Raw genomic sequence first — 25,525 nt, forward strand, 5'->3', positions numbered from 1 at the left:
CGTCAGCACCGTCAGCGGCTTTTCCCGGCCCGCTGCGCCAATCCCCTACATCCCTCTCATTTTTCGAGAAAGACAGTTCAACCATCCCATGACAGACATGCCATGACTTCATTCACAAGAAGTTCTTGTTTTCCTGGCTTGCTGATCGTTAAAAGAAATCAGCAGCGCCGATGCATTCCATTTGAGGAGAAAATGAAATGAAGACCCGGGCCTCATCCGCTGGGCGGGAGAGAAATCTCGCGCGGCCACCTCCGGCCGCCGCCCTGCCCGCGTTGTTCGCGGCCATGCTGTCGCTCTCCGCGTGCGGCGGCGCTGACTCGAGGACCAGCGACGCCTCGCCGCAGCCGACCCCCGCGTCCGCGGCCCCGTCGGCGGTCGAGGCCGTGCCGGAGCCCACTCCCGTGCCCGTGCCCATTCCCGGGCTGGGAGCGACGGACTATGTCCCGCTCTACGCCGCCGGCACGCCGGTGTTCGAGCAGATCCAGTACACCGAGGCCGATGGAACCCTCGTCACCCTCGCGGGCTTCCGTCCGACCAACCGCCATGCCCGAGAGCGGGGCGAGCCCTGGTTCGAGCCGGATGTCGGCCCGGGCAACTACTTCACCTTCCCGACGTGGTATTTCCAGAACCGGACCTTTGGTCTCATGATCCGTGACCAGGTCCCCGCCGGGCGTTCGCGCATCGAGATCTCCCTGCGCGTGAACGACGGGACCTTCATCAACACGGGCCTCAGTGCGTTCCGCCGCGATGACCCCGACATCCGGGATTACGGCTGGAAGATGAACGTCGGCTTCCAGAACCCCAAGGAGGGAAACAAGAACATCTGCCACGCGACCTCCGCGCGCGAAGACTGCATGGTCGTCATCACCGACAACTGGCGCGCCCCCAAGCCGGGCACCCCGTTCAAGGTGGGTGACGTGATCGAGCTGGCCCCCGCGCCGTTCCTCCCCCATACGGCCGACAACAAGGCCATCATCGATGGCGGAGGCAGCCGTTACTATTCCTTCGAGAACCTGTACCAGGTGGGCGTGGGCATGCGCGCGTGGTACGGCGTTGCCCCCATCCTCGACTCCGTCCCCGTGCCCGACAGCGCCCTGCTGGGTGGCGAGGCCAGCGTCTCCTACAACTACTCCGAGGAGCCGCATCGGGTGTTCCAGCAGATGGCCAGCAACATCGGCATCGCCAACACCAGGCGCTTCGTCGAGGGACGGCGGCTGTTCCACACCTCGTTCGTCGACGGCAAGCACTCCGAGAGCCCGGACATCAACCCCGCGTTCACCCAGCACGCCAATCAGCTGGGGCCTCGCTACAACAACATCCGGTGCATCGGGTGCCACACGCTCAACGGGCGCAGCGCGGTTACCCCCCTGGGCGGCACGCTGGACACCATGACCATCGAAACCGCCGCGGCGAGCACCACCGCGGGGAACACTCCGGATCCCACCTACGGCGTCAACGTGCAGCAGCGGGCCAAGGCCGTGGGCGCGCCCGACTACTCCGTCTCCGTGCAGTCGTATGTGAAGACCGTGCGCACCCTGCCGGATGGCGAGACCGTGGAACTGCAGAAGCCCGTCTACGCCTTCAAGGGGCCCGTGCCCGCGCAGTACTCCGTCCGGCAGGCGCCCCAGGTCGTCGGCCTGGGCCTGCTCGAGGCCGTGGACGAGGCGACGCTCCTGGCCCTGGCCGACCCCACGGATGCGAACGGCGATGGTGTGAAGGGTGTGCCGAACTGGGCCATCAACCCGGAGACCGGCAAGCAGCACCTCGGCCGGTTTGGTTGGAAGGCGGGCAAGGCCAGCCTGCGTCATCAGTCGGGCGCCGCGCTCCTCAAGGACCTGGGAGTCACCTCCCCCGTCTACAAGACGCTCGACTGCCAGAAGGGCGTGGCCAATTGCAACGCGTCGACCGCGGCGACTTCCATCTCCGAGACGGAGCTCGAGCGGATCTCCTCCTACCTCTCGCTGCTCGGGGTCCCGGCCCAGCGCAGCCTGCGCAGCGGCTACCCCGACGGGATGCGCGTCGCGCCCGAGCATGACGTGGACCCCGCTCAGATCAGCCGTGGCGCCACCCTGTTCGCCCAGGCGCAGTGTGGGACCTGCCACACCCCCCAGCTGAAGACCGGCGCGAACCATCCGTTCGCCGAGCTGCGCAACCAGACCATTCATCCCTACACCAACCTGATGCTCCACGACCTGGGGCCGGAGCTGGCCGATACGCTGACCGAAGGACAGGCCGCGCCGGGCATGTGGCGCACCGCCCCGCTCTGGGGGATTGGCTCGCTCAAGTACGTCCAGGGCGGCGCGCAGAACGTGCGCTACCTGCATGATGGGCGTGCTCGCACGCTGATGGAGGCCATCGCCTGGCACGGGGGCGAGGCGGCCAACAGCCGCACCAGGTTCGAGGCGCTGAGCAAGGCCGATCGGACCGCGGTGCTGGCGTTCCTCGAGTCACTCTGAGCCAGGCTCGCGGTACGGAGTGTTGATTCAAGCCGCTGGGGGCTGGTGTGCCCTCGGCGGGACTCATCCCGCGTGCTCCCTGCTGGCCTCGTGGGAGCGCGCGAGCCCTACGCTGGGGGCCTGCCGCCGTACAGCGTCTCGGCGCGGTGGAACAACACCCAGGAGGTGATGATGTATTTGTCACCCGACCGCGGGACATTGCCCCGGTGGGTGTGGGTGAATCCTGCGGGGAAGATGAGCATCCGGCCGGCTTTGGATTGGACCTTCTTCTCCTGGTAGAAGAACTCGGTCTCGCCGCCGTCGCTCACGTCGTTCAGGTAGAACTGGAACGCGAGGACGCGGTGCAGGGGCTCGCAGCTCGCGTCCTTGGGGAAGATCTCCGAGTGCCAGTGCGGATAGCCGCCGGAGCCCTGGAGGTACTTCTGCACCTGGAGGTTGCCGTAGCGATAGACCGTGCCGATGAGTTGATCCAGGACGGGGCCCTGGAGCTGGGAGAAGTTCTCCCGGGTGATCGTCATCAACTGACCCGTCTGGGGATGCTTCATCGACAGCGAGACGGCGCCGACCAGGGCGTACAGGTATTGGGTCAGGTAGCTTCGGAGCGGAGGGAAGGCACGCTCCAGGAGGAGACGGAGCAGCTCCTGGTATTCGGGGTGGGCATTGAGCAGGAGATCATGGCTGTCCTTCTTGCTCAGGTCGACGCCGCCCCCCGTCTGGCCTCGGTGCTTGTGCGGACTCCGCTCGAAGCGCTGGATGATGTCCTGGCAGAGCCCAGGAGGAAGGACGTCGTCGTGGACTTCGATGAAATCGGTCATGGCGGTGGCCTCCCAGTCTACCCGCAATGCACACCGGGGACCGTGGCGTGAGACCACGGCCCCCGGTGGGCTCATCCGTGCGTCCGCGGAATCCTACAGCGAGCCCTTGTTGAGCAGCTTGTTGGGCGTGCCGGAGATGTTGCTGGTGACGGCGTTGCTGGTGGCGTTGCTCTTCAGCCACGCGTCGATGGTGGCCTGGGAGGCATCACCGTAGGTGGCCTTGTAGAGCGCGGCCACGCCGGCCACGTGCGGAGAGGCCATGGAGGTGCCGCTGATGGTGTTGGTGCTGCCGTTGGACCAGGTCGAGGTGATGCTGGAGCCCGGGGCGTAGATGTCCACGCAGCTGCCGTAGTTGGAGTACGAGGCGCGGGCGGTGGTCTTGGTGGTGGCGGCCACGGTGGTGACGATCGGGGCGCTGGCGGGCGAGTAGTTGCAGGCATCGGCGTTGTCATTGCCCGCGGCCACGGCGACGAACACGCCAGCGTTGGCCAGGTTGGTCACCGCCGTGTTGATGGTGGCGGAGTAGCCACCGCCCAGGCTCATGTTGGCCACGGCCGGCTTGACGTGCTTGGTGCGTACGTAGTCGATGCCGGCGATGACGCCCGAGTTGGAGCCGGAGCCATTGCAGTCCAGAACGCGCACGCCGTGCAGGGAGACACCCTTGGCGACGCCGTAGGTGGAGCTGCCCACCGTGCCAGCCACGTGCGTGCCGTGACCGTTGCAGTCCTGGCCGTTGCCACCGAGCGCGTCATACACCGCGGTGGCGCGGCCACCGAAGTTCGAGTGGCTCGTCAGGATGCCCGTGTCGATGATGTACGCGTGCACGCCGGCGCCCGTGCTGGTGTACGTATAGGTGCTGTTGAGCGTGCTGGAGGTCTGGTCGATGCGATCAATGCCCCAGGTGGCGCCCGTCTGGGTGGCGGTCGACGTGACGAACTGGTCCTCCTCGACATACTCGATGTTGGGATTGCGGCGCAGGGCGCGCAGCTGCGTCTCGTTCAGCGTCACCGAGAAGCCATTGACGGCCTGCGTGTACACGAGGTTCGGCGAGACGCCCAGGATGGCCGCCACGGAGCGAGCCTCCGCCCCATCCTTCAGCTTCACGATGTAGTCACCATCGATGCGCATGCCCGGGACGGCCTGATGCAACGGTGCCACGCTTTGACCGAGCTCCTCGGGCCCGGCCACCATGTCCAGCTCATTACCACCGCAAGCCGCCAGGGACAGCACAGAGCCAAGGAACAGCACATTACGCATTGCGCGCATGGAGTTTTCCTTTGTGACCACTGATGTATGGGGAGGGGGATTCGCTTCACGAATGAAGCGAGTGAAACCCTATAGCAAAAGCAACTCTGTTGCAACTAGGCGACTCAAGTTCTCCTGCCCCAGCAGGGGAAACGTGAAGATCGAGCCGGGCTGGAAAAAGGCCTGCTACCGGCGGAGCCGCCCGCCAGAACCGAATGTCACCAGGACAATCGGCGTGTAACGGCTCACGGACTGCCTGGCCGTCTACGTTCACCAGGAGAGCGGGCCGTGTCCAAAAGGACTCGCAGGTCCTCGGGAATCGGCATGGGGGTGAAAATGCCCACGTTGGCGCCCCCCGTGTTGCCGAGAGGGGCCCGGCCGAGCCACGAGCCAGGCCCGGCCACCAGGAGTCTCGCGAGCTGTCCGAGCAGCTCGCGCACGTCTCCGCGCCGCCACCCGAAGGCGAACATGCGGCAATGCACCCGGACATGGGGCCCGGCATACGCCTGGCTCAAGATGTGGGCCCGCTCCAGGTGACGCCAGGCGCGCGGCAATCCCCCCTCCCGCTCCGCCTCGGCCGCCTGGCGCAACTCGACCTCGAACGCGGCACGCAGCGTCGACTCCATCGGCATGACTTCCCTCCTCCGCGACCACGCTACCTTCTCGCGAAGGAGGGGCGGCACGCGCCCGCCACCTTCCCGAGACCTTCCCGAGACCTTCCCGAGAGATGTTTGACACCTTCTCGATCAGGACACCTCTCTTGTTTTTCTGGGAAGCCTTGAAATGGGTCGTGATCCGCGCCCCTTCCGTGAAAGCGCATCCGCTACACTGCGCGCGGAACTGTTCGTCATCGGGGTCGCACGTCCATCATGAGTCTTCGCTCACCCAGTGCCGAAAAGGAACCCGTGCCCAGGGAGAGCCCTCGCGACAAGGACATCACGTGCACGGTTCCCAGCGGCCACGCCGCCTTGTCCTCGCGGCGGCTCACCGAGGGCGAGCTGATCGCGGGCCGCTACCGGATCCTCCGCTTCGTGGACGAGGGGGCCATGGGCGCGGTCTACGCGGTGGAAGACCTGTCGTTGCACGAGCGGGTGGCCCTCAAGATCATCCACCCCGGCGGGGCTGCCGCTCCGCAGATGCTCAAGCGCTTCAAGCGCGAGCTGCGTCTGGCACGCCGCGTGACGCACCCCAATGTGTGCAGGGTGTTCGACCTGGGCGAGCACCCCCTGGGAACGGAGCCCGGGGCCGCCTCGTCCGCGTTCACGTTCCTCACCATGGAGTTCCTGGAAGGTGAAACCCTCAAGGAGTTCCTGACGCGTCACGGGCGGCTGGCTCCCGAGAAACTGCTGCCCCTGGCCGAGCAGATGGCGGCGGCGCTCGATGCCGCGCATGCCGCGCAGGTCATCCACCGCGACTTCAAGAGCAGCAACGTGATGCTGGTGCCCACGGCCTGCGCGGGCATGCGCGCGGTGGTGACGGACTTCGGCCTGGCGTGCGGCGAGGGGCTCGACGACGACATCGCGACGCAGGAGGGCACCGTGATGGGGACCCTCGGCTACATGTCCCCCGAACAGGTGGAAGGCCGGAGCCTGACACCCGCCTCCGATCTCTACTCCTTCGGGGTGGTGCTCTTCGAGATGGCGACGGGCCAGCTCCCCTTCCAGGGGAACACGCCCATGATCGTCGCCGTCAAGCGCCTCTTCGAGCCACCGCCCTCGCCCCGCCACCTCGTTCCCGGGCTGTCCGCCGCCTGGGAGGCCGCCCTGCTGCGCGGGCTGGCCCGTCAGCCCGAGGAGCGCTTCACCACGGCGGGTGAGTTCATCGAGGCCCTGAGGGGCAGCACCACCTCCCGTGCCCCCGAGCACCCGCGGGCCCTCCTCCACCCGGAGAAGCACCCCTCCGTCGAGTCCGTCCCGGTGATGACCTCGCCGGGGAGTTACGCGGCGGCGCGGCGCGTGGTGGCCGTGCTCGCCCCACGCAACCTCTCTGGCCAGGCCTCCTCGGCGTGGCTCTCCACGGCCCTGGCGGAGATGCTGTCGGCGGAGCTGACCGCGGGCAGCCAGGTGCGCCTGCTGTCGGGAGAGAGCGTGGACCGGATGTGCCGGGAACTCTCCCTGCCCGTGGTGGACAACCTGGCCCCGGACACGCTCCAGCGCATCCGCGCCCACTCGGGCGTGGAGCTGGTGCTCACGGGCTCCTACCTCGTGTTGGGGGCGGCGGACTCCGCGGGGATCCGGCTCAACCTGCGCCTGCAGGAGACCGCCACGGGGGAGACGGCGGTGCTGCTGACCCAGACCGGGATGGAGCGCGAGCTGCTGTCCATCGTCCTGGGACTGGGGGCCCGGCTGCGCGAGCGGCTGGGAATCGGACCCCTGACGGACGAGCAGGTACGCCGGGTGCGCGGCGCCATGCCCACCCATCCCGACGCCGCGCGCCTCTACGCCGAGGGGCTCCTCGCGCTGCGCAACCATGAAGCCCCGCTGGCCGTCGAGCGGCTCGAGCAGGTGGTGGCGCTGGAGCCGAACTTCGCCCCCGGCCACTCCGCGCTCGCCACCGCCTTCAAGCACTTCTTCCTCGAGACGCGCGCCCGCGCCTCCGCGCGCCGGGCCTTCGAGCTGTCCGAGGGCCTGCCGCGCGAGGAGCGGCTGCTGGTGGTGGCACGCCACCACGAGATGCATGCCGAGTGGTCGCTCGCCATCGAGGCCTACCGCACGCTCTTCGAGTTCTTCCCCGACAACGTGGAGTACGGCACGGCGCTCGTCGGAGCACAGGCCTCCGCGGGCCTGACGCGCGAGGCCTTGAGCACCCTCGAGGCGTTGCAGCGGCTGCCGGTGGGCGAGGACGCGCGCATCGATCTGGTGGCGGCGACGGCCACGGCCCAGGCGGGTGACTTCCAGGCCTCGCGGCGGCACGCCGAGCGGGCGGTGACCCGGGCACGCCGGGCTGGCCAGGAACTCATCGTCGCCTCCGCGCTGCTCGCCCAGGCCTTCGCCATGCGCAACCTCGGCGAGCATGTGCAGGCGCTCGCGCACCTGGAGGAGTCCGTGCGGCTGTCGCTCGCCAAGGGGGACCGGGGCGGGGCGGCCCGGAGCATCATCGCGCGCTCCATCGTGCTCATCGACCTGGGGAGGATGCGCGACGCCCGGAGCTCCTTCGCCACCGCGCTGCGCGTGGCCCGGGAGCTGCAGAATCAGGTTCTCGAGGCCGAGGCCCTGGGCAATGCCGCGTGGCTGAGCTGCAACCTGGGGGACTTGAAGGTGGCGCTCAAGCACACGCGCCGGGTGAAGGAGATGTTCCGCCGCCTGGAGATGCGCGCCGAGGAGGCCGCCTACGACGTGCAGTTGGGAATGGTGCTGCGGCGGCGCGGTGACCTGGAGGAAGCCCAGCGTCTGCTCGAGCAGGCGAGGCAGGTGCAGAACATCGTCTTCGGCGACGAGTTCATGGAGGCCTGGGCGAGCTACGAGCTGGGCCTGCTCTACCTGGACCGGGGCGAGCTGACCCTGGCCCGGCGGTGGTTGGAACGGGCCCTGGTGCTGCGCCAGGCCCAGGGCATGCGGCTCTTCATCGCCGAGACGGTGCTGGCGCTCGCGGGGCTGGAACTGGAGTCGCGGCGGTCCCTGGTGGCCCTGGCGCTGGCCGAGCGCGCCTGCGCGCTCTACGCGGAGCAGCGGCATCTGCCCATGCAGGGCAGGGCCCAGGCGGTGCGGGCCCAGGCCCTGCTGGCGGGTGGCGAGTCCCAGCGGGCCCGCGAGGCGCTCGCCCGGGCCCGGGAGCTGACGGCGCACAACGAGCACGTGCTCGTCACCTCGGAGGTGGTGCTCACCGAGGCGCGGGTGGCGCTGCGCACGGGGACTCCCGAGGAACGACAGGCCGCGGCCCGGGAACTCGACGTGCTCGGCCTCCACGCGGCCCGGGGAAAGATGCTGGGCGTGCGGTTGGAGGTGCGGCTGCTTCAGGCGGAGCTGGCGCTCGCGGGCGGAGAGACCGGGGCCACCGAGGAGCTGAGAAGCCTCGAGGCGGAAGCGGGCCGGCTCGGCTACCGCGTCCTGGCGCTCAAGGCGGGCGCGGCCCTCGGCTGACGGCCCTCACACCTCCACCTGGGCCATGAGCCACGCCTCGAACTCGCCCAGCTCCCGCTCCAGGGCCGGGTGGCGGGCCTTGACCCCGGCCACGGCACGCGCCACCCCGGCCCGGCTGTAGGGCGTACCCACCAGCGCGTCCTGGAGCTCCTGCACCGGCTCGGAGTGGAGCGAGTCCGAGAACACCTGGGCGCGGCGGACATGGCCGTTCTCCGCGTCCAGGTGCACATGGAAGAACCCCCAGGAGAGGTACTCGGCCATCTGGTGGTTGAACTGGGGGGCGTTGCCAAAGCGCCAGTCCCAGGAGGAGAAGCGCTCGAACGTCTCCGCGAGCGAGGGCTGGCGCTCCAGGAAGGCCTGGTCCAACAGCTCGGGCTCGGCCGTGGCGCCGTGGTGCTCCTGGAAGGCGGACATCAGCGCCTGCACGAGGGCCTCGTGGGTGACGTCCGGCTGGTGGTCGGTGATGTTCATCACCCGGGCGCGCACGGACGCGTGGCCCTTGGACTCGAGCTTCTTGGGGTGGGGCGTGAGGTAGTTGGACAGGCGCGTGAGGTCCGTGGAGATGAGGAAGGTGCCGTGGTGGAAGGCCCGCTCGCGCGTCTCCCGGTACGCGCTGCCGCTGATCTTCCGCGGTCCGTCCGGCAGGGGGATCACCAGATCGTTGCGCCCCGCGGAGTCCGCCGTCACGCCGAGCCGCTTCAACGCCTCCAGGAGGATGGTCACGTTCGTGGCCTTGTCGTAGCCCTCCCGGGAGGACAGGAAGGTGAAGCACGTGTTGCCCAGATCGTGGAACACCGCGCCGCCGCCACTGGTCCTCCGCGCCAGGAAGACCTGATCCTCCTCCATGCGCTTCAGGTTGCACTCGGACCAGGGGTTCTGGTTGCGGCCGATGACGACCGTATTGGCGTTGCGCCAGAGGAAGAGCGTGCGCGTGCGCGTGTCCATCTCACGGAAGATCCAGTCCTCCGTGGCGAGGTTGAACCAGGGGTTGAACGTCTGGGACAGGAGGATGCGGACAGGCGCTGGAGACATGGACGCGAGGCTACACCGCGCGCCCCGGCCTGGCCGCCGGCTCGCGCGCCTCAGTCCTCGTGCGGATCACGCGGATCGTAATCGTCCGTATCCACTTTAAAACCAGGAGGGACCGCCTCCGCGACGTCGTCCCAGCGCACGAACTTGAACTGCGTCGAGCCGTCGTACTCGTAGCCATTCACCGGCCCGGTGCCCGGCGGTGGCGGGGCCTTGCCCGTCTGGAGGACGACGAGTCCCCGGGGGAACCCGGCGCCCATGGGCACGTTCACCACGTCATGACCATCCGTCTCGCCCACGCCCTCCACCTGGAAGCTGCCGAGATGGCGGTTGCCACGCTCACGCGTCCATCCCCCCTCGCGGTCATAGAGGTGGAGCGTGTCGTCGCCCTGGCTGGAGACGACGAGATAGCCCTTCTCCTCTCCCGCGTAGTACAGCGCGAGCCCCTCGACATCCGCCTCCAGGTGCTTGCCTCCCACGGCGAGGTTGCCCGGCACGGCGAGGGTGCCCTCGGGCGCCGGGGCCGGGGCCTCCGGCTCACACGCGTATTCGCCGTCGTCCGGCACGGCCCAGTACGGGGCCCCGAAGGACTTCACCGGCTCGATGAGGCGGCCACGCGGGACGTCCACCACGCGGGGGAGCGACACGCTCAGCGGGATCTTCCACAGCCCCACCACCTCCTGCGCCGCGTAGAGGATGCCCTCCTGCTGATCCACCACGAGCCCCTCGAACTGCGGATCCTCCGCCGGCTCCTCCCGGCAGGGCGACCACGTCAGGTGTCCACCGCCGTCCGGCCGGGGAATGGAGAAGCGCGAGTCGAAGCGGAACTCGCGCACCTTGCGGTAGCCCACCTGCTCCGTGCCCGCCTCGTACAGCTCGAGCCAGGCCACCACGGCGCGGCTGCGCTGCGTCACGAACGCGTGGAAGCGGTCGGACGGGTCGCGGTACAGCGCCAGCCCGTAGGCCGTGTTCTGGTCATCCAACGGGTTCGGCCTCACGCCCTCCGGCTCTCCCGTGGGCTGGAAGGGCGAAGGCCGCACGAAGCGCTCCGGAAAGACGCGCTGCGCCGTGCGTGCGGTGACCTCGAACAGCGGCCCGCCCGCGCGCCCGGGGTCGATGGCGTAGATGCGCAGCCGGTCACAGCCGCGGTCCGTCACCACCGCCAGATCCACCTTCCGGACCCGGCCATCCGCGCCGCGCAGCGGAAAGCCGTACTGGATGTCCACGTTGTTGAAACGTCCGAAGGTCTCGCCGCTCTCGCTCTCCGGGCACGCGGAGGTCGCCGCTTCGGGCCGCGGCCCGGGCGCCACGGGATCTCCGGCCGAGATCGCTGGACGGTTCGGCGGGAGGACGGTCTGCACCACCCGTCCGCTCAGGTCGTAAACCTGCAGGCCCGCTTCCTTGAGCACCCCGATGACGAGACCCCGCTCCGGACGGCTCGGGTGGATCCAGATGGCCGGGTCGTCCGAGTCCGGGGAGCGCGGTGCCTCGTCGTAGCGGTGCAGCACGGGAGTCTCCGCGCGCGGAGGAATGACGGTCGGCTCGGCGAGCGAGGCGAGCGGAACCAGCACGAGCGCCAGTGAGGCGCTTCCCAGGACACGACGCTTTGCGGACATGAACTCCTCGAGGGTGGATGCAGCGCCCATGCGGCGCGGGCGGCGCATGTTGGGGGAGCGTCCCCGGGAGCCGAGCAACAACTCCGTGAAGAGCACTCCCTGGAACACATCCCCCGGAGGACCCGAGGATGGCCTTGGGCCTTCGCCCCTGGGGGCCGTTAGGCTCGGGGTCGGTTGCTGTCACGGGAGGGCCCTATGCCCGCGTCGCCGTACGAGCTCGTCATCTCCAATGGACTCTTCTTCGACGGGCGAGGCAGCCCTCCGCGGGTGCGGCACCTGGGCATCCTCGACGGGCGGGTGGCGGCCCTCAGCGAGTCTCCCCTTCCCCACGGGCCCGGCACGCGCGTCGTCGACGCCACCGGCCGCTGGGTGATGCCCGGCTTCATCGATCTGCACACCCACTATGACGCCGAGGTGGAGCTGGCCCCCTCGCTCTCCGAGTCCGTGCGGCATGGCGTCACCTCGGTGATGGTGGGGAGCTGCTCGCTCAGCCTCGCGGTGGGCACGCCCGAGGACCTGGCCGACCAGTTCTGCCGCGTGGAAGCCATCCCCTACGACACCGTGCGCGCGCTGCTGGAGCGCGGGAAGAACTGGGACTCGCTCGGCGGGTACCTCTCGCACCTGGACGGGCTGCCACTGGGACCCAACGTGGGCTCCTTCGTGGGGCACTCGGCCATCCGCGCGTACGTGATGGGCCTGGAGCGCAGCCTGGACGAGCGGGTGAAGCCCTCGGCGGAGGAACTCGGCCGGATGGAGGCCCTGCTGCACGAGGGGCTCGACGCGGGCTACGCCGGCCTCTCCATCATGACGCTGCCGTGGGACAAGATTGGCGGCAACCGGGACATCCGCAGCCGTCCCCTCCCCTCCACCTTCGCGAACTGGTCCGAATACCGCCGCTTCACGCGCATCCTCCGGGAGCGGCGGCGCGTCTTCCAAGGCGTGCCCAACATCACCACCAAGGTGAACGTCCTGCTCTTCCTGTGGGAGAGCATGGGGCTGTTCCGCCAGCCGTTGAAGACGACGGCCATCTCCATGATGGACACCCGCGCCAACCGGGGCATCCACTGGCAGATCGGCTTGTTGTCGCGCTTCTTCAACCGGATGCTGAAGGCGGACTTCCGCTGGCAGGCGCTGCCGGACATCTTCGATCTGTGGTCGGACGGCATCGATCTCGTGGTCTTCGAGGAGTTCGGCGCGGGAGCGGCGGCGCTGCACCTGCAGGACGCGGCCGAGCGCCAGCGGCTGCTGGAAGATCCGGCGTATCGCGCCCGCTTCAAGCGGCAGTGGAAGAGCCGGCTGCTGCCCAAGGTGTTCCACCGGGACTTCAACCAGTCCGAGGTGCTGAAGGCGCCGGACGCCTCACTGGTGGGGCGCTCGTTCGCGGACATCGCCCGTGAGCGGGGACAGGACGTGGTGGACACCTTCCTGGACCTCGTGGCGCGCCACGGCCCGGAGCTGCGCTGGTACACGGTGATGGGCAATGACCGGCCGCGCGCGCTGGAGTCCATCGTGAGCCACCCGGACGTGCTCATTGGCTTCTCCGACGCGGGGGCGCACCTGCGCAACATGGCGCACTACAACTTCCCGCTGCGGATGCTGCGGCTGGTGCGCGAGGCGGACAAGCGCGGGGAGCCGGTGATGCCGGTGGAGCGCGCGGTGCACCGGCTCACGGGGGAGATCGCCGACTGGCTGGGCCTGGACGCGGGGACGCTCGCACCGGGCCGGAGGGCCGACGTGGTGGTGCTGGATCCGGAGCGGCTTGGCGCCGAGCTGGACACGCCCCGCGAGTCCCCAGTGGAGGGCTTCGATGGCTTCGTGCGGCTGGTGAACCAGAACGGGGGCGCGGTGGAGACGGTGCTCATCAACGGACGGCTCGCGGTGCACGGCGGCGCGCCCGTGCCCGAGCTGGGCCGGGAGCGCGGCTTCGGGCGCGTGCTGCGAGTTCAATGAGCGGACCGTTCGGACAGCAATCGCACATTGAGCGCGGCGTTTCCGAAGAACTGGGTGTTCCAGCCGACCATGTGGGTCTCGAGCCGGAGTTGGAGCTTGGCGTCGTAACGGCCGAGCTTCATGAAGCCATCGTTGAACCAGCCATCGCCCTTCCCCGAGCCATCAACGAATTGGGCGTACTGGCCGTCTGAAGGCCAGATGACGGAGTCGAGCGTCACGAGGAGGGTGCGCACGTCCTCGTCCGTCCATTCCATTCCCGCCTCATGCGCCTCGACGATGTACCCCACCACGGCGTTACCGTGGGACACGTCCTGGCCAGGGCCGGAGTGGACCCCCCACTCGTCGCTCCAGAAGGAGGCCGCCGCGTTGGTGGGATGGGTGCCCAACTGCTCACGCAGCGACGAGGGGTGGTTCGGCAGACCCCGGTTGATGAGGTTGAACACCTCCCGGTAGCGCTCCTTGCGTGCCGCATCGGAAGTCATGAGCGACAGGTCCATGGCGATGGAGGCCCAGTGCGAGGCCATGTGCGTGTTTTCCCGGTAGATATGGGCGTCCGCCCCGCGTTGAAACCATTTCTCGAAAATCTCTTTCTCCGAGAACTCCAGCAGCTGTTCGTATTGCCGGCGATATCTGGCGTTGTCGTAGAGCGCGGGGGTTTCACGGATGACGCGCAGCAGGCGGGTCACATAGCGCCAGCAATAGCTCTCGAACAACGGCACTTCCTCCCCCAGGGTCTCCGGTTGCCCGGAGGACCAGCCCTTGTACACATCATCGAATTGACTTCCCTCGAGCGACCAGGAGTCCCTGGCCGTGTTGACCATGTTGTCGACGTAGAGCAGGGCCCGGTCGAGGTATTGGACCTTGCCCGTGGCCCGGTACATGGAGGTGTTGCCATCGATGCCATAGGCGAGGCTGTAGAACTGCCAACTGTCGCGCGAGTTGCTCGCGGGCAGGAAGCTCTCCGCATGCTCGACATCCCAATGGGAGAGAAACTCCTCTTCCCAATCAGCCACGGACTTGAGTCCAGACGGAACGGGGAGGACTCCAAAGCCCTGCTCGGACTGAGCCAGAGGGGCACAAGCCACTCCGGTCAGGAGCAAGAGGAACACGAGCGCGCACCCGCGCGGAGCACGATGGATTCGACGGCGGAAGTTCAACATGAAGGGAGCCCTGGGTGGAGGAACCGGACACATGCCAGGGTGGGTACTGAAACAAAGCACCGCGTGCGCTCGGACTACCGAGCCATATGTGCACAAGTCTTTGCTCCGCGCCTCGGACTGTCACCCGGTACGCGAAGCCCTCGTCCCCAGAGACAATCCAAATCCTATCAACAGGGCCAGGCCTGCCGCAGCATGTTGAGCAGGAGTTCCTGGTAGGACCAGCCCACGCCACGCGCCGCGAGGGAGCAGAGGCTGTCCTGCTCGTCGCGTCCCGGCCGGCCGGGCCCCGTCATGTTGGGCTTCATGTTCAGATCGAACAGGAGGAACTCTCCGTCCTCGGCCGAACGGCAGTCGATCCGGATGGGAGCGAGTGCCTGGACCTTGCTCGCCGCCAGGGCGCACCATGCCGAGAGCCGTTGCATGGCGGGCTCGCCCTGTTCCCGCGCGGAGAGCAAGGCGCTGTTGGCCACCACGGCGACCACGCCGCTGTAGGGCGCGATGCCGTCGTGGTGATTGAAACGCCTGACGGCGGGAAGGGCCCAGTGCGAGGCGAAGGTCCGCTCCGTGCCTTCGATGAGGTAGGAGCCCGGCGGCATCACCGTTAGGGTCACCTCGGTTCCAGGCAGGAAGCGCTCCAGGATCAGCCGCTGGCCGTACCGGGGAATGTCCAGGACCGGATCCCGGGCCGCGAGCAATCCAGCCGCGGAACGCTCCAGCTCCGCGAGGGAGCGCACCACCCCCACCCCCTGGCTGCCCCGCCCGCGCACGGGTTTGATGACGAGGGGAAAGAGCAAGCCCCGCTCCTGGAGCCGCGCCTCGGACAGGGCGCCCACGGCCAGGACACCGGACTCCTCCTTCATGCCAATCAGGACGGAGGCGGGCACGGGACATCCCACCTCGCGCAGCTCCCCCTGGGTGATCCACTTGTCATCGTAACGATCCACCCGCGCCGGGTGCTGGCCGACGACGCGCACGCCCTGACCCACCACGGCCTCCAGCGGGTGACCGGAGAACAGCACGGTGTTGGCCCACAGCACGCGGGCTCCCCGGCCGAGCGCCTCGGCGATGCCCTCGGCGGTATCGGGGAAGACCCAGTCCATCGCCTGAGCGGGGTCGGGGTCCGGGCGGGGAGTGATCAGCGGGACGCCCGCCGCGCGCAGGGCATGGCCGATATCCGCCCCGCTGTCACTGTAGCCCCCGGGCTTCATGGGTTTGCGAATGCCATCGATCTCCGGCGGAGGGACCGCCTGATACAGGATGGCGACGGGTGGGAACTCGGACGTGGAAGCGGGCATGAGATCTCCAGACGCAAGTTCACCACTCCGGGAAGACAGAGGCCAGAGGGCTCAGGGGCAGTCGGACTCGCGCGCGCCGATGTCCGGACCCTTGCCACAGTAGGTGTCGCCCAGGGACAGGCCCGCGTCCCGGGCGGGAGAGGCGAGATCGAGCCAGAAGTCCTCGGTGGCCCCGCTCAGGAACGAGGGGCTCGTGTCCAGCGAGTGCGCGTCCCACCCGGTGGCCGAGCGCCAGGCGGTGAGGTTCAGGTAGCTGCCCCCCTTGCGCAGCACGGCCGCCCCCTTGAGCGCGGCGTACAGGTTTCCATCGAACGCGGTGTCCTGGAGGGTCGTGCCCAGCCGCACCGTCGCGGCCGAGCACGCGCCCAGGATGTTGTTGCGCACCCGCACGCCCTGGCTGGACCCGGTGTCCCCGTTGCCCACGATGAGGCCGTAGGCGGGCATGTTCCACACCGTGTTGTTGTCCACCTTCACGTCGATGGCGGCATCCACGCGGATGCCCGAGCCATCATTGCTCTCGGCGTTGTAGCCGTCGAACACGCGGTTGCGCCGCAGGACGATGTGGGTGGGGGGCTCTCCCTGGCGGATGCCGCCAATCTGGATGCCCCGGCCGTTGTCGCGCACCTCGTTGTCCTCGAGCGTGACGTCACGCGCGGACAGGTGCACCACCACCCCCTCTCCCGCCGACGACGGGGTGCGGCGATGGCCCCAGATGCGGTTGCCCCGGAGCGTCACGTGGGTGCACGTCTTGATGTCCACGCCGTTCTCCTGGTTCTCGTGCAGGTCATTGTCCTCGACGAGCAGGTTGTCGAACGGGGTGCCCTCCTCGGTGGCGCCGCCCTCGGAGCTCAGGCACTGCACGCCATCCCCGGAGTTGTGATGGATGTCGTTGGCGCGGACGATCACGTTCTTGGAGTTGGTCTGCACGCACACGCCATGGCTGTCATCTCCCGCGCGCTGGAAATTGGAGATGGAGTTGCCCTCGATGAGCACGTCCCGGGCCTTGTCGGCGACGTAGACGCCCGCGCCCTCGGTGCCATTCTTGAGCGTGCAGCCACGAAGAATGCCGTGATGCGCTCCCCCTCCGCGCCAGTAGGCCGCGAAGGCCTTGTCCCCCGCCGCGTCGAAGGTGAGGCCCTCGACGCGCCAGTACGCGCCCCGCACGTCCAGCAGGGGCGTCTTGCTGCCGGTGCCGCCCTTGAAGACGGGCTTCGCGCCGGGCGCGGCCTTGAGCGTGAGATAGAGGCTGGATGAGCCGCCCTTCTCCTCGAGCCGTGGCCGCTCCGTGTACGTGCCGGACTTGAGGAAGATGGCCTCGCCCGGCTTCACCTGCGACAGCGCCTTGGCCACGGTGCGAAACGGCGCCGACTCGGTGCCCGCGGCGGTGTCCTGTCCCGAGGGGGACACCCACAGCACGCGGGAGAACTCCGGCGTGGCCGCGGCGGCCGACATGGACAGCTCCGAGGGGAAGGCCGCCTCATTGGCGGCGGCGAGCACTCCGGTGCCAGAAGTCAGAACACCCACGACGGCCAGGGCCGAGACGGCCTTCGACGAACGGCTGATGCGCATCCACGCTCCTTGTGCGAGCCCCGCTCTCGACGGGAAACAGGGGGTCGGGCGCCGGACAGTTGGCTGGCTTTCGTCATTCCCCTTCCCCCTCCACCCCGCGGCTCGGCCGCCCGTCGAGGGCCCAGGCAAGACATGTCATTTCAAGGATTTGGAGGGGGCTCTACCCTGGATGCCGAACAGGTGCGGTAGCGTCGGCTTCCTCCCCTGTCCGGGACAAGAGAAGCAGGCGGCGTGAACCCACCGCCTGGGACCGCCCGGGGAGTGAGGGCCCCCCGGGCGTGAGGGGCTAGTAGGTGCCCTTGAGCGTCACGTTGGAGTAGGCGCTGTAGCCATACGAGCACGCGTACCAGGTGCCCGAGGCCGGGCTGCTGATGGTGCAGCTCTCCGTGCTCCCGCTCTTGTAGGGACGGCAGGTGTAGGAGCTGCTGGTGGGCTTCGAGCCCTGCCGCACGTACAGGTCCGCGTCGCCCGTGGTGCCGCTCTTGCCCGTCTGGGTGAAGACCAGCGAGCTCTTGCCGCTCGGTACGCTCAGCGAGAAGCACGTCCACGAGCCCGAGGTGCCCGAGTACGCGGCCGTCTCCACGCCATTGGTCAACACGTCACCGCCGCCGCCGCTGTCCGTGGTGTACGAGGCCTTGAGGCTCAGGCCCGAGACCGCCGAGTAGCCCAGGAGCTTCACGTAGTACGTGCCCGCCTGAGCCGTGGAGATGGTGCAGCTCTCCGTGTTGCCGCCTTGATACGGGCGGCAGTCGTAGGACGACTCGGTCGGCGCGGAGCCGAACTTCACGTACAGGTCCGCGTCACCCGTGCCACCGCTGATGTCGAACTTCAGGGCCGTGGCGCCCGCGGGAACGGTCAGCGTGTAGGCGCAGCTCCAGGCCTTCGCGGCCACGGAGATGCCGGTGATGGCCACACCGTTGCTCAGCGCGATGGTGGACGTGCAGGGCGGGGGCGGAGGCGGCTCCGCGATGCCCACGCCCACCGCCTCCCAGGCCGCCGTCACGGCCGCCGCGTCGTAGCCGAGGTCCGTCGCGGCCTGCGCGGTGTACGTCTTCGCCTGGGCGAAGGTGGTGGAGGCCGTGAAGTACTCCGTGTTGGCCTTGTAGAAGATGGCGCCGGCCTTCTGGATGCCGATGCCCGTCACCACCGTGGCCGTCTTGTTGCGCGGGTGCGTGCCACCCGTGGACAGCAGCTTGAAGGCCAGGTTGGCGATGCCCGAGTTCAGGTGCACGCCGCCGTAGTCGTAGCTGCCCACGTAGCGCTCGGGGTAATAGTCATACGAGACGTTGTCCTGGGTGGGGTTGGCCATGTAGCGCAGCGCATCGCCCGGGGTGCCCGGAGTCCAGACGTCGTCGACGACCATCCAGATGGGGGCATCCACGGACCAGCCCTTCGTCCAGCTCTCACAATAGGCGGCGAAGATGTCGCTCAAGCCCTCGTTGAGCGCGCCGGGCTCGTTGGCATAGACGAGGCCGGACTCGGAACCCGTCACGGCGTGCGTCAGCTCGTGAACCGTCACGTCCTGCGACTTGCCCAGCGGGGCGGATTCCACGCCATTGCTGTCGCCGTACTGCATCTGGAGCAGTTGGGAGTTCCAGTAGGCGTTGGTGGTGTAGACATCGCCGATATCGACGAAGTGGACCGAGCTCTTCAGCAACGCACCCGCGTTGTCGTACGAGTCGCGGTTGAAGTTCGTCTTGTAGCAGTCGTAGGTGGTGCCCAGGTGCGTGTAGTTGTCGTCGACGTGCGAGTCACCCGTGGGTGCCTGGCCCTCGCTGCGCTTGAGCGTTCCCGGCAGGGAGGAGCTGTTGTTGGCCGAGTACACCGCGCGATTGAGCACGGTGTGGATGTCCGCGGAGCGGCCGAGCACGGAGCCATTGCCCGCGTCGAGGAAGACGTGGTCGCGGATGGGCTGTCCGGGGGCCTGGCCCGTCACCACCACCTCGTAGGCCAGCGCGAGGGGGCCTCCCGGCTCGGGGCGGAAGTAGACCAGCCGGGTGCTCTCGGCGGCGAGCCTCGTGCCCTCGGTGGCACTCAGCGCCGCGCGGGCGGCGGACGCCTCGGAGAGCGACGCCTTCGTGGCCACCTGCTCGCCGTCACGGGCGGAGCCGTTGGCGGCATACACGAGGCCGGACTCATTCACATGGACGACGAGCTCCTGGCCCACCACGGGCAGCCCATTCTTCATCTGGGCGTAGCGCACGTGGGTGTGGCCGCGCTCGTCCACGCGGCTGCGCACCAGCACCAGGTCCGCCGTGTTCAGCCGGAAGATGGGCGTGATGCGTCCGAGCGCCTCACCCAGAAGGGTATGCGCGTCACGCGCCGCCAGTCCGCGCGAGGACTGTCCCGTGGAACCGAACTCGCCACGGACCATGAAGGGCAGGCCATTGTCATGGGTGCCCAGCACCTGGGCCCCGGGAATGACACTCAGGGCGGCCTTCACATCGGACGTGGACAGGGTGCCAGCACCTTCGTCGTTCATGGGCGGCGTCGTGTCCGCGTCTTCCACCGTGCACGCCGCGAGCGGCAGGGCGAGCAGCGCGGCCAGAATGCGATGACGAATCAAGGATTGACCTCCAACTCGGCGGTGACGGGGGTGCCACCGCGTGGGGCGGACCTTGAGCAGGATGCATGCCGATCCCCCTCATCCTCGTGATTCCAATGACATACATCCTTCAATGGGAGCGCCGCTGGCGCTCGCATGCGACATACCGCGGGCACGAGCATGTCAACTCAATTGACACACATCCAGCGAAACCCATTTGAAAACGCGGGGTTTCGCCTTCCCCTCTTCCTGTCGTGAATTCGGACGGTCCAGGGTCTGGTTCGACCCTCGAGCCCATTCACGTCTTCCATTTGATATGGGATTACCAGGGACTCCGTGACGAGACATCTCGCCTCTCGATATTCGAGAGTCTTTCTCCAGGGCCCCGGGAAAACACTTCCTGTTACCCCGTCCGCTTCTTCGGGCTCGCGTAGGGAGCCAGGAGATCGGGCTGGTCCACCAGACAGCGCAGCGCCCTGCCCGCGAAGCCTTCCAGCCGGTCGATGAAGGCGAAGTCGTGCTCGTCGCCCTGATCGTGCGCCAGTTCATGCAGGATGATGCCGAGCGTGCGAGGCTCCAGCGGCTCGTCCAAGCGCACCTGCCCGCGCATGTTCACCCGCAGCAGGTGGCGCTCGCGGTCGTACTCCGCGTCCACCTGGGCGCTCGGGTCGCGCACCTTGCGCTCGAAGAACTCCACCCCCGCCTCGCGCCCGGTGAGCTCGCGCGAGAGACAGCGCACCAGCCCCACGAAGCGCTCGGCCCGCGCCCCGGGGTTCACCCGCATGTCGCGTGGCGGGCCTTCCATCCGCTCCACGTACGCTTCCGCGGACTCCACCAGCGTCTCGAGTTGCTCCAGCGCCGGCAGTGGCATTCCCCGCAGGTCCACCACCTTCGCCCCGAGCTGGCGCGCCCGGTCATCCATCCGGGGCCCCACGGACAGCACCGCCCTCGCGGGCAACACCTTCGCCACGTAGGCCTCGAGCGCCTCCGGGCCCAGCGTGAAATTCGCGAGCACCTCCGTCACCCACGCCCCCGACAGCTCCTGGCGGCTGAGCTCGGGCGCCAGCGACTCGAGGAGGATGGCCGCCAGCGTGCGCTTGTAGGCGTCTCTCGCCGCGTCGCGCTCGGCCGCCAGCGGAATGCGCTGCTGCACGTCCACATGCCATGGCAGGTGGTGCGGCTCCACCGGCAGTCCCAGCTCGAAGAGGTGCGGCGTCTCCCCGGGGCGCGGGTGGTAGAGGTCCACCCGGGTGGGCCGCTCGACGTACCGCTCCACGCCCCGGTGCAGCTCCACCGTCTCCAGCGGGCAGTCCTCCAGCGAGTCCTTCACGCGCGGAGGCCGGACCGTGCGTCCGTTGATGACCAGCTCGACGCCGGGCGGGGGAATGGTGAGGCGCAGCAGTTGGACGGCGGCCTCGCGCTCGCTCGCGCTCGTGCGGCGGAAGAGCCGCAGGCACGTGCCCACCTCGCGCGTGTTGGGCTTCACGTGGCGCCCGGTGTGGTCGAAGACGAGCGTGCGCCCCACCGTCTCCACCTCGGCGCGGTCACTCGCGGCGATCATCTCCTTGAGGCCCCGGCCCTTGCGGCCCCGCCACGTGGGGGGCGTGTCCTTCTCCCCGAGGAAGACGGTGAAGGCGAACTCGTCGCGCGCCAGTCCCGAGGGGGCGTCGTCCTCGATGCGGACCTCGTCCTCCTCCAGGCGCACCTTCACCCGACTCGCGCGCTGATCGAACGCGTTCTGCAGGGCCTCGCGCACGAGCTGACCGAGCGGCCGGGCACGGTTGGAGCGCCGCCAGCCTTCCTCCGACAACTCGAACCACTCCGAACGGCCATTCCGGGCCTGACTCATCACCACGCTCCCAGCGCCGGGCTCCCGTGGGCGAATGAGCCGCCGCGAGGCAACCGGACCCAAGAGAACACCTCGGGCCGCGAGTCTCTTCCCGCCAGACCGCCGCCGCGGCGGAAGCGCGGCGGAGCAACCCCGTCCAGCGAGGAGGATCCCCGGCCGGACTCGCCGGGGGACTCCTCCCGCCCTCCTCTGGAGGACTTCCCGAAACCTCTCAGTAGAGGCTGAAGCGGGCCAGGGCGTTCACGCGGTGCATCGTGCCCTTCTCCGGCCCGAACGTGGTGCGCTTGCCGTAGGTGTACTCGAGACCCACTTCGGTGTTCTTCGTGAACTTCCAGAACGTATTCACGAACAGCTGATCGATCCGCTTGTTCGGGATGAAGTCGGTGGTCCCGGCGCCCTCGGAGAACGCGCGCTGCGCGGCCTCGAGCCGATCGTTCTCGGCGAAGAACGTCTGGGTCCAGATGACGTTCGAGCGGAGCGCGGGGGACCAGGAGTGGGTGAGGCCGATGTGGTACGCGTAGGACCGCCACAGCTCGAGCTGGTCGCCCGTATCGAACGCGCCCTGGAGGAGCGAGTTGAACATGTAGCGGCCAATGCCATCACCGCCCTGCACGGCGGCGACGAGCGTCTCATTGGCGAACTTGAGGCTGCCCGAGAGGCCCACACCGTAGGCGCGCCTGGTGTGCTCGGTGGTGCGGAACTCATGCGTCACCGCGCGGGCCGACACATGGCCCCACTTCCCGCCGTAGCGGAAGGCGCCGATGAAGTCGGGCACCGCGTCATAGTCCTTGGAGAAGGTGAGGCTCTGCGGATTCTCGATCGCGAGGGCGAGAGAGGCCTCGGGGCTGAAGCTGAACGTGTAGCGGGCCACCGGCTGGCGCATGAGGGCGAGCGCGGCGGCGGGGTTGAAGTCGACCGTGTCGGGAGTCGACTCGCCGTCGAAGAAGGTGGACCAGGTCTGGCCGATGAGGAGACCGCCGAGCTGTCCGTACGCGTGGCGCAGACGGAACGCGGTGCTGTTCGTCGCCAGCTCGCCCTGGAACGTGTTCGGCGCGACGAAGTCAGCCTCCAGCCGCACGGTGAGGGCACCGAGCGGCGTGGGGGTATTGCTCATGACACCAAGACGCGAGGCCCGCCCGGTGATGAACACCTGCCGCTTCATCGGCTCGGCGACGCCGAGGTTGTCGAACGGCTGCACGGCGAGGAAACTCGCCCAGTCGAAGTTGTTGATGTCCGAGGTGCGACCATCGAGGTCGTACGTCGCGTCAACCTCCACGAACCCGTACACGTTCAGGGTCGTGTCGGTGCCGGGAATCAGGAACGTTCCAGGCGGCAGGGCGGCATCTTCCGCGGCGGCGGCGAGCGGAAGGGTCGAGGTCAGTACGGCGAGCATCGTTGCGAGGCGCTTCAAACCAGTCATGCTTTGAGTTCCCAGTATTTGAGTGGAGTGAGAGGACCCCACCCGAACCAGCCGACGCGAGGGCATAGCACGGCTCCTGCCATCACCTCACCTGTCATCACGACACTTCGCGCTCAATGAGGTGCTGAAGGTGCTGAAGGCGTTGGGAGCTCACGGGTTGACCGTGGTGATGGACAGGGCGGCTACGGCCAACGTGTGTCTCGAAAATCGTCGACAGGCGTTCACCCAGCATGGCCCTCGCGCGTCCAATGAAAGGTCGCGGCCAAGGAGATGACGGTAAAAGCAGCCAGCGTGGTGGAGGTGGCCGGGCTCGAGAACAGGGCGGCGCCGAGGCACACGCAATCCAGACTTCAGGGAACGCCTCCGATGCAAAAGTCCGGCGGAGCAGCCCCGTCCCGGCCAAGGGCATCAAGTCCGTCGAATCAGCGCTGGCTCAGCTTGACACCGAGCGTCGCACGTCGTAGCAATCCGCACGTGTGCGCCTCCCTCCAGTGCTGTTGTCGCTGTTCCACCACCTGTCGCCCGGGTGAAGAAGGAGCTTGTGCGCGCGCGTTTCATGCCTAGAAGCAACGTCAGCCCCAGAGGCCTGACGTCTTCTGCGCCGCCCCGGTTCCCGACAACGGACCGGGGCGTTTTCGTTTCCACCGGGATCTTCATCCCGCTCCTCGTTGCAATCCCCTCTCCGTCCCCATATTTCCGCCAGTTCCAACGCGCAGCGCTTTCCCCGGTTCCCCCCTGCGCCCAGACACACGGAGGCCTCGCGTGGTGCGGGCCTCCTTCCTGGAGGGAGCCGGAGTGGCCGTGATGCGTGATTGAGCTGCGAGAGGTGAGCAAGGTGTACAGGCAGGAGGGCCGCGAGGTGGCTGCCCTGCGAGGCGTCTCCCTGCGGGTCGCTCCTGGCGAGGTGTTCGGCGTGCTGGGACAGAGTGGCGCGGGCAAGAGCACCCTCATCCGCTGCGTCAACCTCCTGGAGCGTCCCTCGTCGGGCGAGGTGCGGGTGGAGGGTCGGGACATGCTGGCCCTTGAGCCCCATGAGCTCCGCCAGGCCCGGCAGGGCATTGGGATGATCTTCCAGCACTTCAACCTCTTCTCCTCGCAGACCGTGGCGGGCAACGTCGCCTATCCGCTGGAGGTGGCTGGCTGGCCGCGCCCACGCATCCAGGAGCGGGTGGCGGAGCTGCTGCAACTGGTGGGGCTGTCGGACCGGGCCCACGCCTACCCCGCCCAGCTTTCCGGCGGCCAGAAGCAACGGGTGGGGATTGCCCGGGCACTCGCACCACGGCCGAAGCTCCTGCTCTCCGACGAGGCCACCTCCGCCCTGGACCCAGAGACGACACGCTCGGTGCTCGGGCTGCTGCGCGACATCAACCGTCAGCTCGGACTGACCATCCTGCTCATCACCCACCAGATGGACGTGGTGAAGGACATCTGTGACTCAGTGGCGGTGCTGGAGCGGGGGCAGCTGGTGGAGCAGGGAAAGGTCATCGATCTGGTGACGCGTCCGGGCTCGCGGTTGCATGAGCTGTTCTACGCGCCGTTCGCGGCGCGTGACTGGCCGGTCCATCCCGGACGGCGGTTGGTGGAGCTGACCTTCGTGGGCGAGAAGGCCAGCCAGCCCGTCCTCACCACCATGGCGCGCCGCTTCGAAGTGGACGCCAATCTGATGGAGGGCTCGTTGGATCGCGTGGCCGGGGCTTCGGTGGGGCGTTTGCTCTTCGAACTCACGGGCAAGCCAGAGGCCGTCACTCAGGCGCTGGCCTTCCTGCGCGAGCAGGGCCTGACGGTGGAGGAGCGGGCCCATGTCTAGCGAGCTGTTGGTTTCGCTGTGGAAGGCCACCCTCGAGACGCTCTACATGACGTCGGTGGCCGCGGTGCTGGTGTTCCTGATGGGGCTGCCCCTGGGCGTGCTGCTGGCGATCGCCGACCGGGGAGGACTGTGGGAACGGCCCCTGCTCCACCGGGTGCTGGGGACGCTCGTCAACGTGGGGCGCTCCGTGCCCTTCATCATCCTCATGGTGGCCATCGTCCCGCTGACCCGCCTGCTGGTGGGCACCACGATTGGAACCACCGCCGCCATCGTGCCCCTGGTGGTGGCGGCCATCCCCTTCATGGGACGCGTGGTGGAGCAGAGCCTGCGGGAGGTGGATGCCGGACTGGTGGAGGCCGCCGTCGCCATGGGCTCCACCCATCGCCAGGTCATCCTCCGCGTGCTCATCCCCGAGGCGCTGCCCTCGCTCATCCGTGGCACCGCGCTGATGATCATCAGCCTGCTGGGCTACAGCGCCATGGCGGGGGCCGTGGGTGGGGGAGGCCTGGGCGACCTCGCCGTGAAGTATGGCTACATGCGATTCCGCACCGACGTCATGTTGGGATGTCTCGTGGTGCTGCTGGTGTTGGTACAGTTCGTCCAGTGGATCGGGGACGGACTGGCGGCCCGGTTCGATCGCACCACCTCACGTCCCGCGCGTGCCCTCGATTGATTTCCCTGGAGGACCCA

The 25,525-nt window shown here is 68.2% G+C and carries 16 protein-coding genes; 5 read left to right on the plus strand and 11 right to left on the minus strand.

The genetic code is table 11. The annotated features are described in order from the left end of the window. Positions 1-197 precede the first annotated feature (197 nt). Positions 198-2,456, plus strand: coding sequence for a di-heme oxidoredictase family protein (locus F0U63_RS31290; protein WP_395835451.1), 2,259 nt, complete (start codon positions 198-200; stop codon positions 2,454-2,456). 107 nt (positions 2,457-2,563) lie between these two features. Here F0U63_RS31290 and F0U63_RS31295 read toward each other — a convergent pair whose 3' ends face one another. From F0U63_RS31295 to F0U63_RS31305, 3 genes are all read right to left on the minus strand, one after another. Then, a complete protein-coding gene (locus F0U63_RS31295) occupies positions 2,564-3,271 on the minus strand; it encodes a 2OG-Fe(II) oxygenase (RefSeq protein WP_395835453.1) in 708 nt (235 codons plus the stop codon). A 93-nt stretch (positions 3,272-3,364) separates the two neighbouring features. Further along, complete coding sequence (locus F0U63_RS31300) at positions 3,365-4,537, minus strand: S8 family peptidase (protein ID WP_395835455.1); 1,173 nt, start codon at positions 4,535-4,537, stop codon at positions 3,365-3,367. A 224-nt stretch (positions 4,538-4,761) separates the two neighbouring features. Beyond that, positions 4,762-5,148 carry a DUF3703 domain-containing protein gene (locus F0U63_RS31305; RefSeq protein ID WP_395835457.1) on the minus strand — a complete coding sequence of 129 codons (387 nt, stop codon included), beginning with the start codon at positions 5,146-5,148 and terminating at the stop codon, positions 4,762-4,764. Between the two features lie 273 nt (positions 5,149-5,421). On the opposite strand from F0U63_RS31305, the gene F0U63_RS31310 reads away from it, so the two are divergent. Next, positions 5,422-8,595, plus strand: a complete 3,174-nt coding sequence (locus tag F0U63_RS31310) for a protein kinase (RefSeq protein ID WP_395835459.1) — start codon at positions 5,422-5,424, stop codon at positions 8,593-8,595. A gap of 6 nt (positions 8,596-8,601) precedes the next feature. Here the strand turns inward: F0U63_RS31310 and F0U63_RS31315 are convergent, their stop codons facing one another. Together F0U63_RS31315 and F0U63_RS31320 are read right to left on the minus strand one after the other, a co-directional pair. Further along, complete coding sequence (locus tag F0U63_RS31315) at positions 8,602-9,627, minus strand: lipoate--protein ligase (RefSeq protein WP_395835461.1); 1,026 nt, start codon at positions 9,625-9,627, stop codon at positions 8,602-8,604. Positions 9,628-9,677: 50 nt separating this feature from the next. Then, complete coding sequence (locus F0U63_RS31320; protein ID WP_395835463.1) at positions 9,678-11,240, minus strand: phytase; 1,563 nt, start codon at positions 11,238-11,240, stop codon at positions 9,678-9,680. A 195-nt stretch (positions 11,241-11,435) separates the two neighbouring features. Between F0U63_RS31320 and F0U63_RS31325 the strand changes: the two genes are divergently transcribed. Then, entirely contained in the window at positions 11,436-13,190 is a 1,755-nt protein-coding gene (locus F0U63_RS31325) for an amidohydrolase family protein (protein WP_395835465.1), read from the plus strand. On the opposite strand, the gene F0U63_RS31330 is transcribed toward F0U63_RS31325, so the two are convergent. The 6 genes from F0U63_RS31330 to F0U63_RS31355 form a co-directional block, all read right to left on the minus strand. After that, positions 13,184-14,203: a hypothetical protein gene (locus F0U63_RS31330; protein ID WP_395835467.1), complete on the minus strand. Its 1,020-nt coding sequence runs from the start codon at positions 14,201-14,203 to the stop codon at positions 13,184-13,186. The two genes, F0U63_RS31325 and F0U63_RS31330, sit on opposite strands and share 7 nt — an antisense overlap. Positions 14,204-14,517: 314 nt before the next feature. Continuing rightward, positions 14,518-15,645 (minus strand): biotin carboxylase, encoded by a 1,128-nt coding sequence (locus tag F0U63_RS31335; protein ID WP_395835469.1) that lies wholly within the window; start codon positions 15,643-15,645, stop codon positions 14,518-14,520. A gap of 51 nt (positions 15,646-15,696) precedes the next feature. Next, positions 15,697-17,214, minus strand: coding sequence for a nitrous oxide reductase family maturation protein NosD (locus F0U63_RS31340; RefSeq protein ID WP_395835472.1), 1,518 nt, complete (start codon positions 17,212-17,214; stop codon positions 15,697-15,699). Between the two features lie 286 nt (positions 17,215-17,500). Continuing rightward, positions 17,501-19,780, minus strand: a complete 2,280-nt coding sequence (locus F0U63_RS31345; protein WP_395835475.1) for a M4 family metallopeptidase — start codon at positions 19,778-19,780, stop codon at positions 17,501-17,503. A gap of 382 nt (positions 19,781-20,162) precedes the next feature. Then, positions 20,163-21,608, minus strand: coding sequence for an ATP-binding protein (locus tag F0U63_RS31350; protein ID WP_395835477.1), 1,446 nt, complete (start codon positions 21,606-21,608; stop codon positions 20,163-20,165). Positions 21,609-21,819: 211 nt separating this feature from the next. Next, the gene (locus tag F0U63_RS31355; RefSeq protein ID WP_395835479.1) at positions 21,820-23,028 is read right to left on the minus strand and encodes a DcaP family trimeric outer membrane transporter; all 1,209 of its coding nucleotides are present in this window, start codon (positions 23,026-23,028) and stop codon (positions 21,820-21,822) included. Positions 23,029-23,836: 808 nt separating this feature from the next. Here F0U63_RS31355 and F0U63_RS31360 point away from each other — a divergent pair. After that, positions 23,837-24,835: a methionine ABC transporter ATP-binding protein gene (locus F0U63_RS31360; RefSeq protein ID WP_395835481.1), complete on the plus strand. Its 999-nt coding sequence runs from the start codon at positions 23,837-23,839 to the stop codon at positions 24,833-24,835. Next, entirely contained in the window at positions 24,828-25,508 is a 681-nt protein-coding gene (locus F0U63_RS31365; RefSeq protein ID WP_395835483.1) for a methionine ABC transporter permease, read from the plus strand. The genes F0U63_RS31360 and F0U63_RS31365 overlap by 8 nt, the downstream gene beginning before the upstream one ends. Positions 25,509-25,525 lie beyond the last annotated feature (17 nt).

The organism is Cystobacter fuscus (assembly GCF_044360685.1).
Lineage (GTDB): Bacteria > Myxococcota > Myxococcia > Myxococcales > Myxococcaceae > Cystobacter > Cystobacter fuscus_C.

Bases quoted from the DNA above. Each gene is read 5' to 3' on its own strand.
- F0U63_RS31290 (WP_395835451.1), top strand. From the start codon at position 198: ATGAAGACCCGGGCCTCATCCGCTGGGCGGGAGAGAAATCTCGCGCGG.
- F0U63_RS31295 (WP_395835453.1), bottom strand. From the start codon at position 3,271: ATGACCGATTTCATCGAAGTCCACGACGACGTCCTTCCTCCTGGGCTC.
- F0U63_RS31300 (WP_395835455.1), bottom strand. From the start codon at position 4,537: ATGCGCGCAATGCGTAATGTGCTGTTCCTTGGCTCTGTGCTGTCCCTG.
- F0U63_RS31305 (WP_395835457.1), bottom strand. From the start codon at position 5,148: ATGCCGATGGAGTCGACGCTGCGTGCCGCGTTCGAGGTCGAGTTGCGC.
- F0U63_RS31315 (WP_395835461.1), bottom strand. From the start codon at position 9,627: ATGTCTCCAGCGCCTGTCCGCATCCTCCTGTCCCAGACGTTCAACCCC.
- F0U63_RS31320 (WP_395835463.1), bottom strand. From the start codon at position 11,240: ATGTCCGCAAAGCGTCGTGTCCTGGGAAGCGCCTCACTGGCGCTCGTG.
- F0U63_RS31325 (WP_395835465.1), top strand. From the start codon at position 11,436: ATGCCCGCGTCGCCGTACGAGCTCGTCATCTCCAATGGACTCTTCTTC.
- F0U63_RS31335 (WP_395835469.1), bottom strand. From the start codon at position 15,645: ATGCCCGCTTCCACGTCCGAGTTCCCACCCGTCGCCATCCTGTATCAG.
- F0U63_RS31340 (WP_395835472.1), bottom strand. From the start codon at position 17,214: ATGCGCATCAGCCGTTCGTCGAAGGCCGTCTCGGCCCTGGCCGTCGTG.
- F0U63_RS31350 (WP_395835477.1), bottom strand. From the start codon at position 21,608: ATGAGTCAGGCCCGGAATGGCCGTTCGGAGTGGTTCGAGTTGTCGGAG.
- F0U63_RS31355 (WP_395835479.1), bottom strand. From the start codon at position 23,028: ATGACTGGTTTGAAGCGCCTCGCAACGATGCTCGCCGTACTGACCTCG.
- F0U63_RS31365 (WP_395835483.1), top strand. From the start codon at position 24,828: ATGTCTAGCGAGCTGTTGGTTTCGCTGTGGAAGGCCACCCTCGAGACG.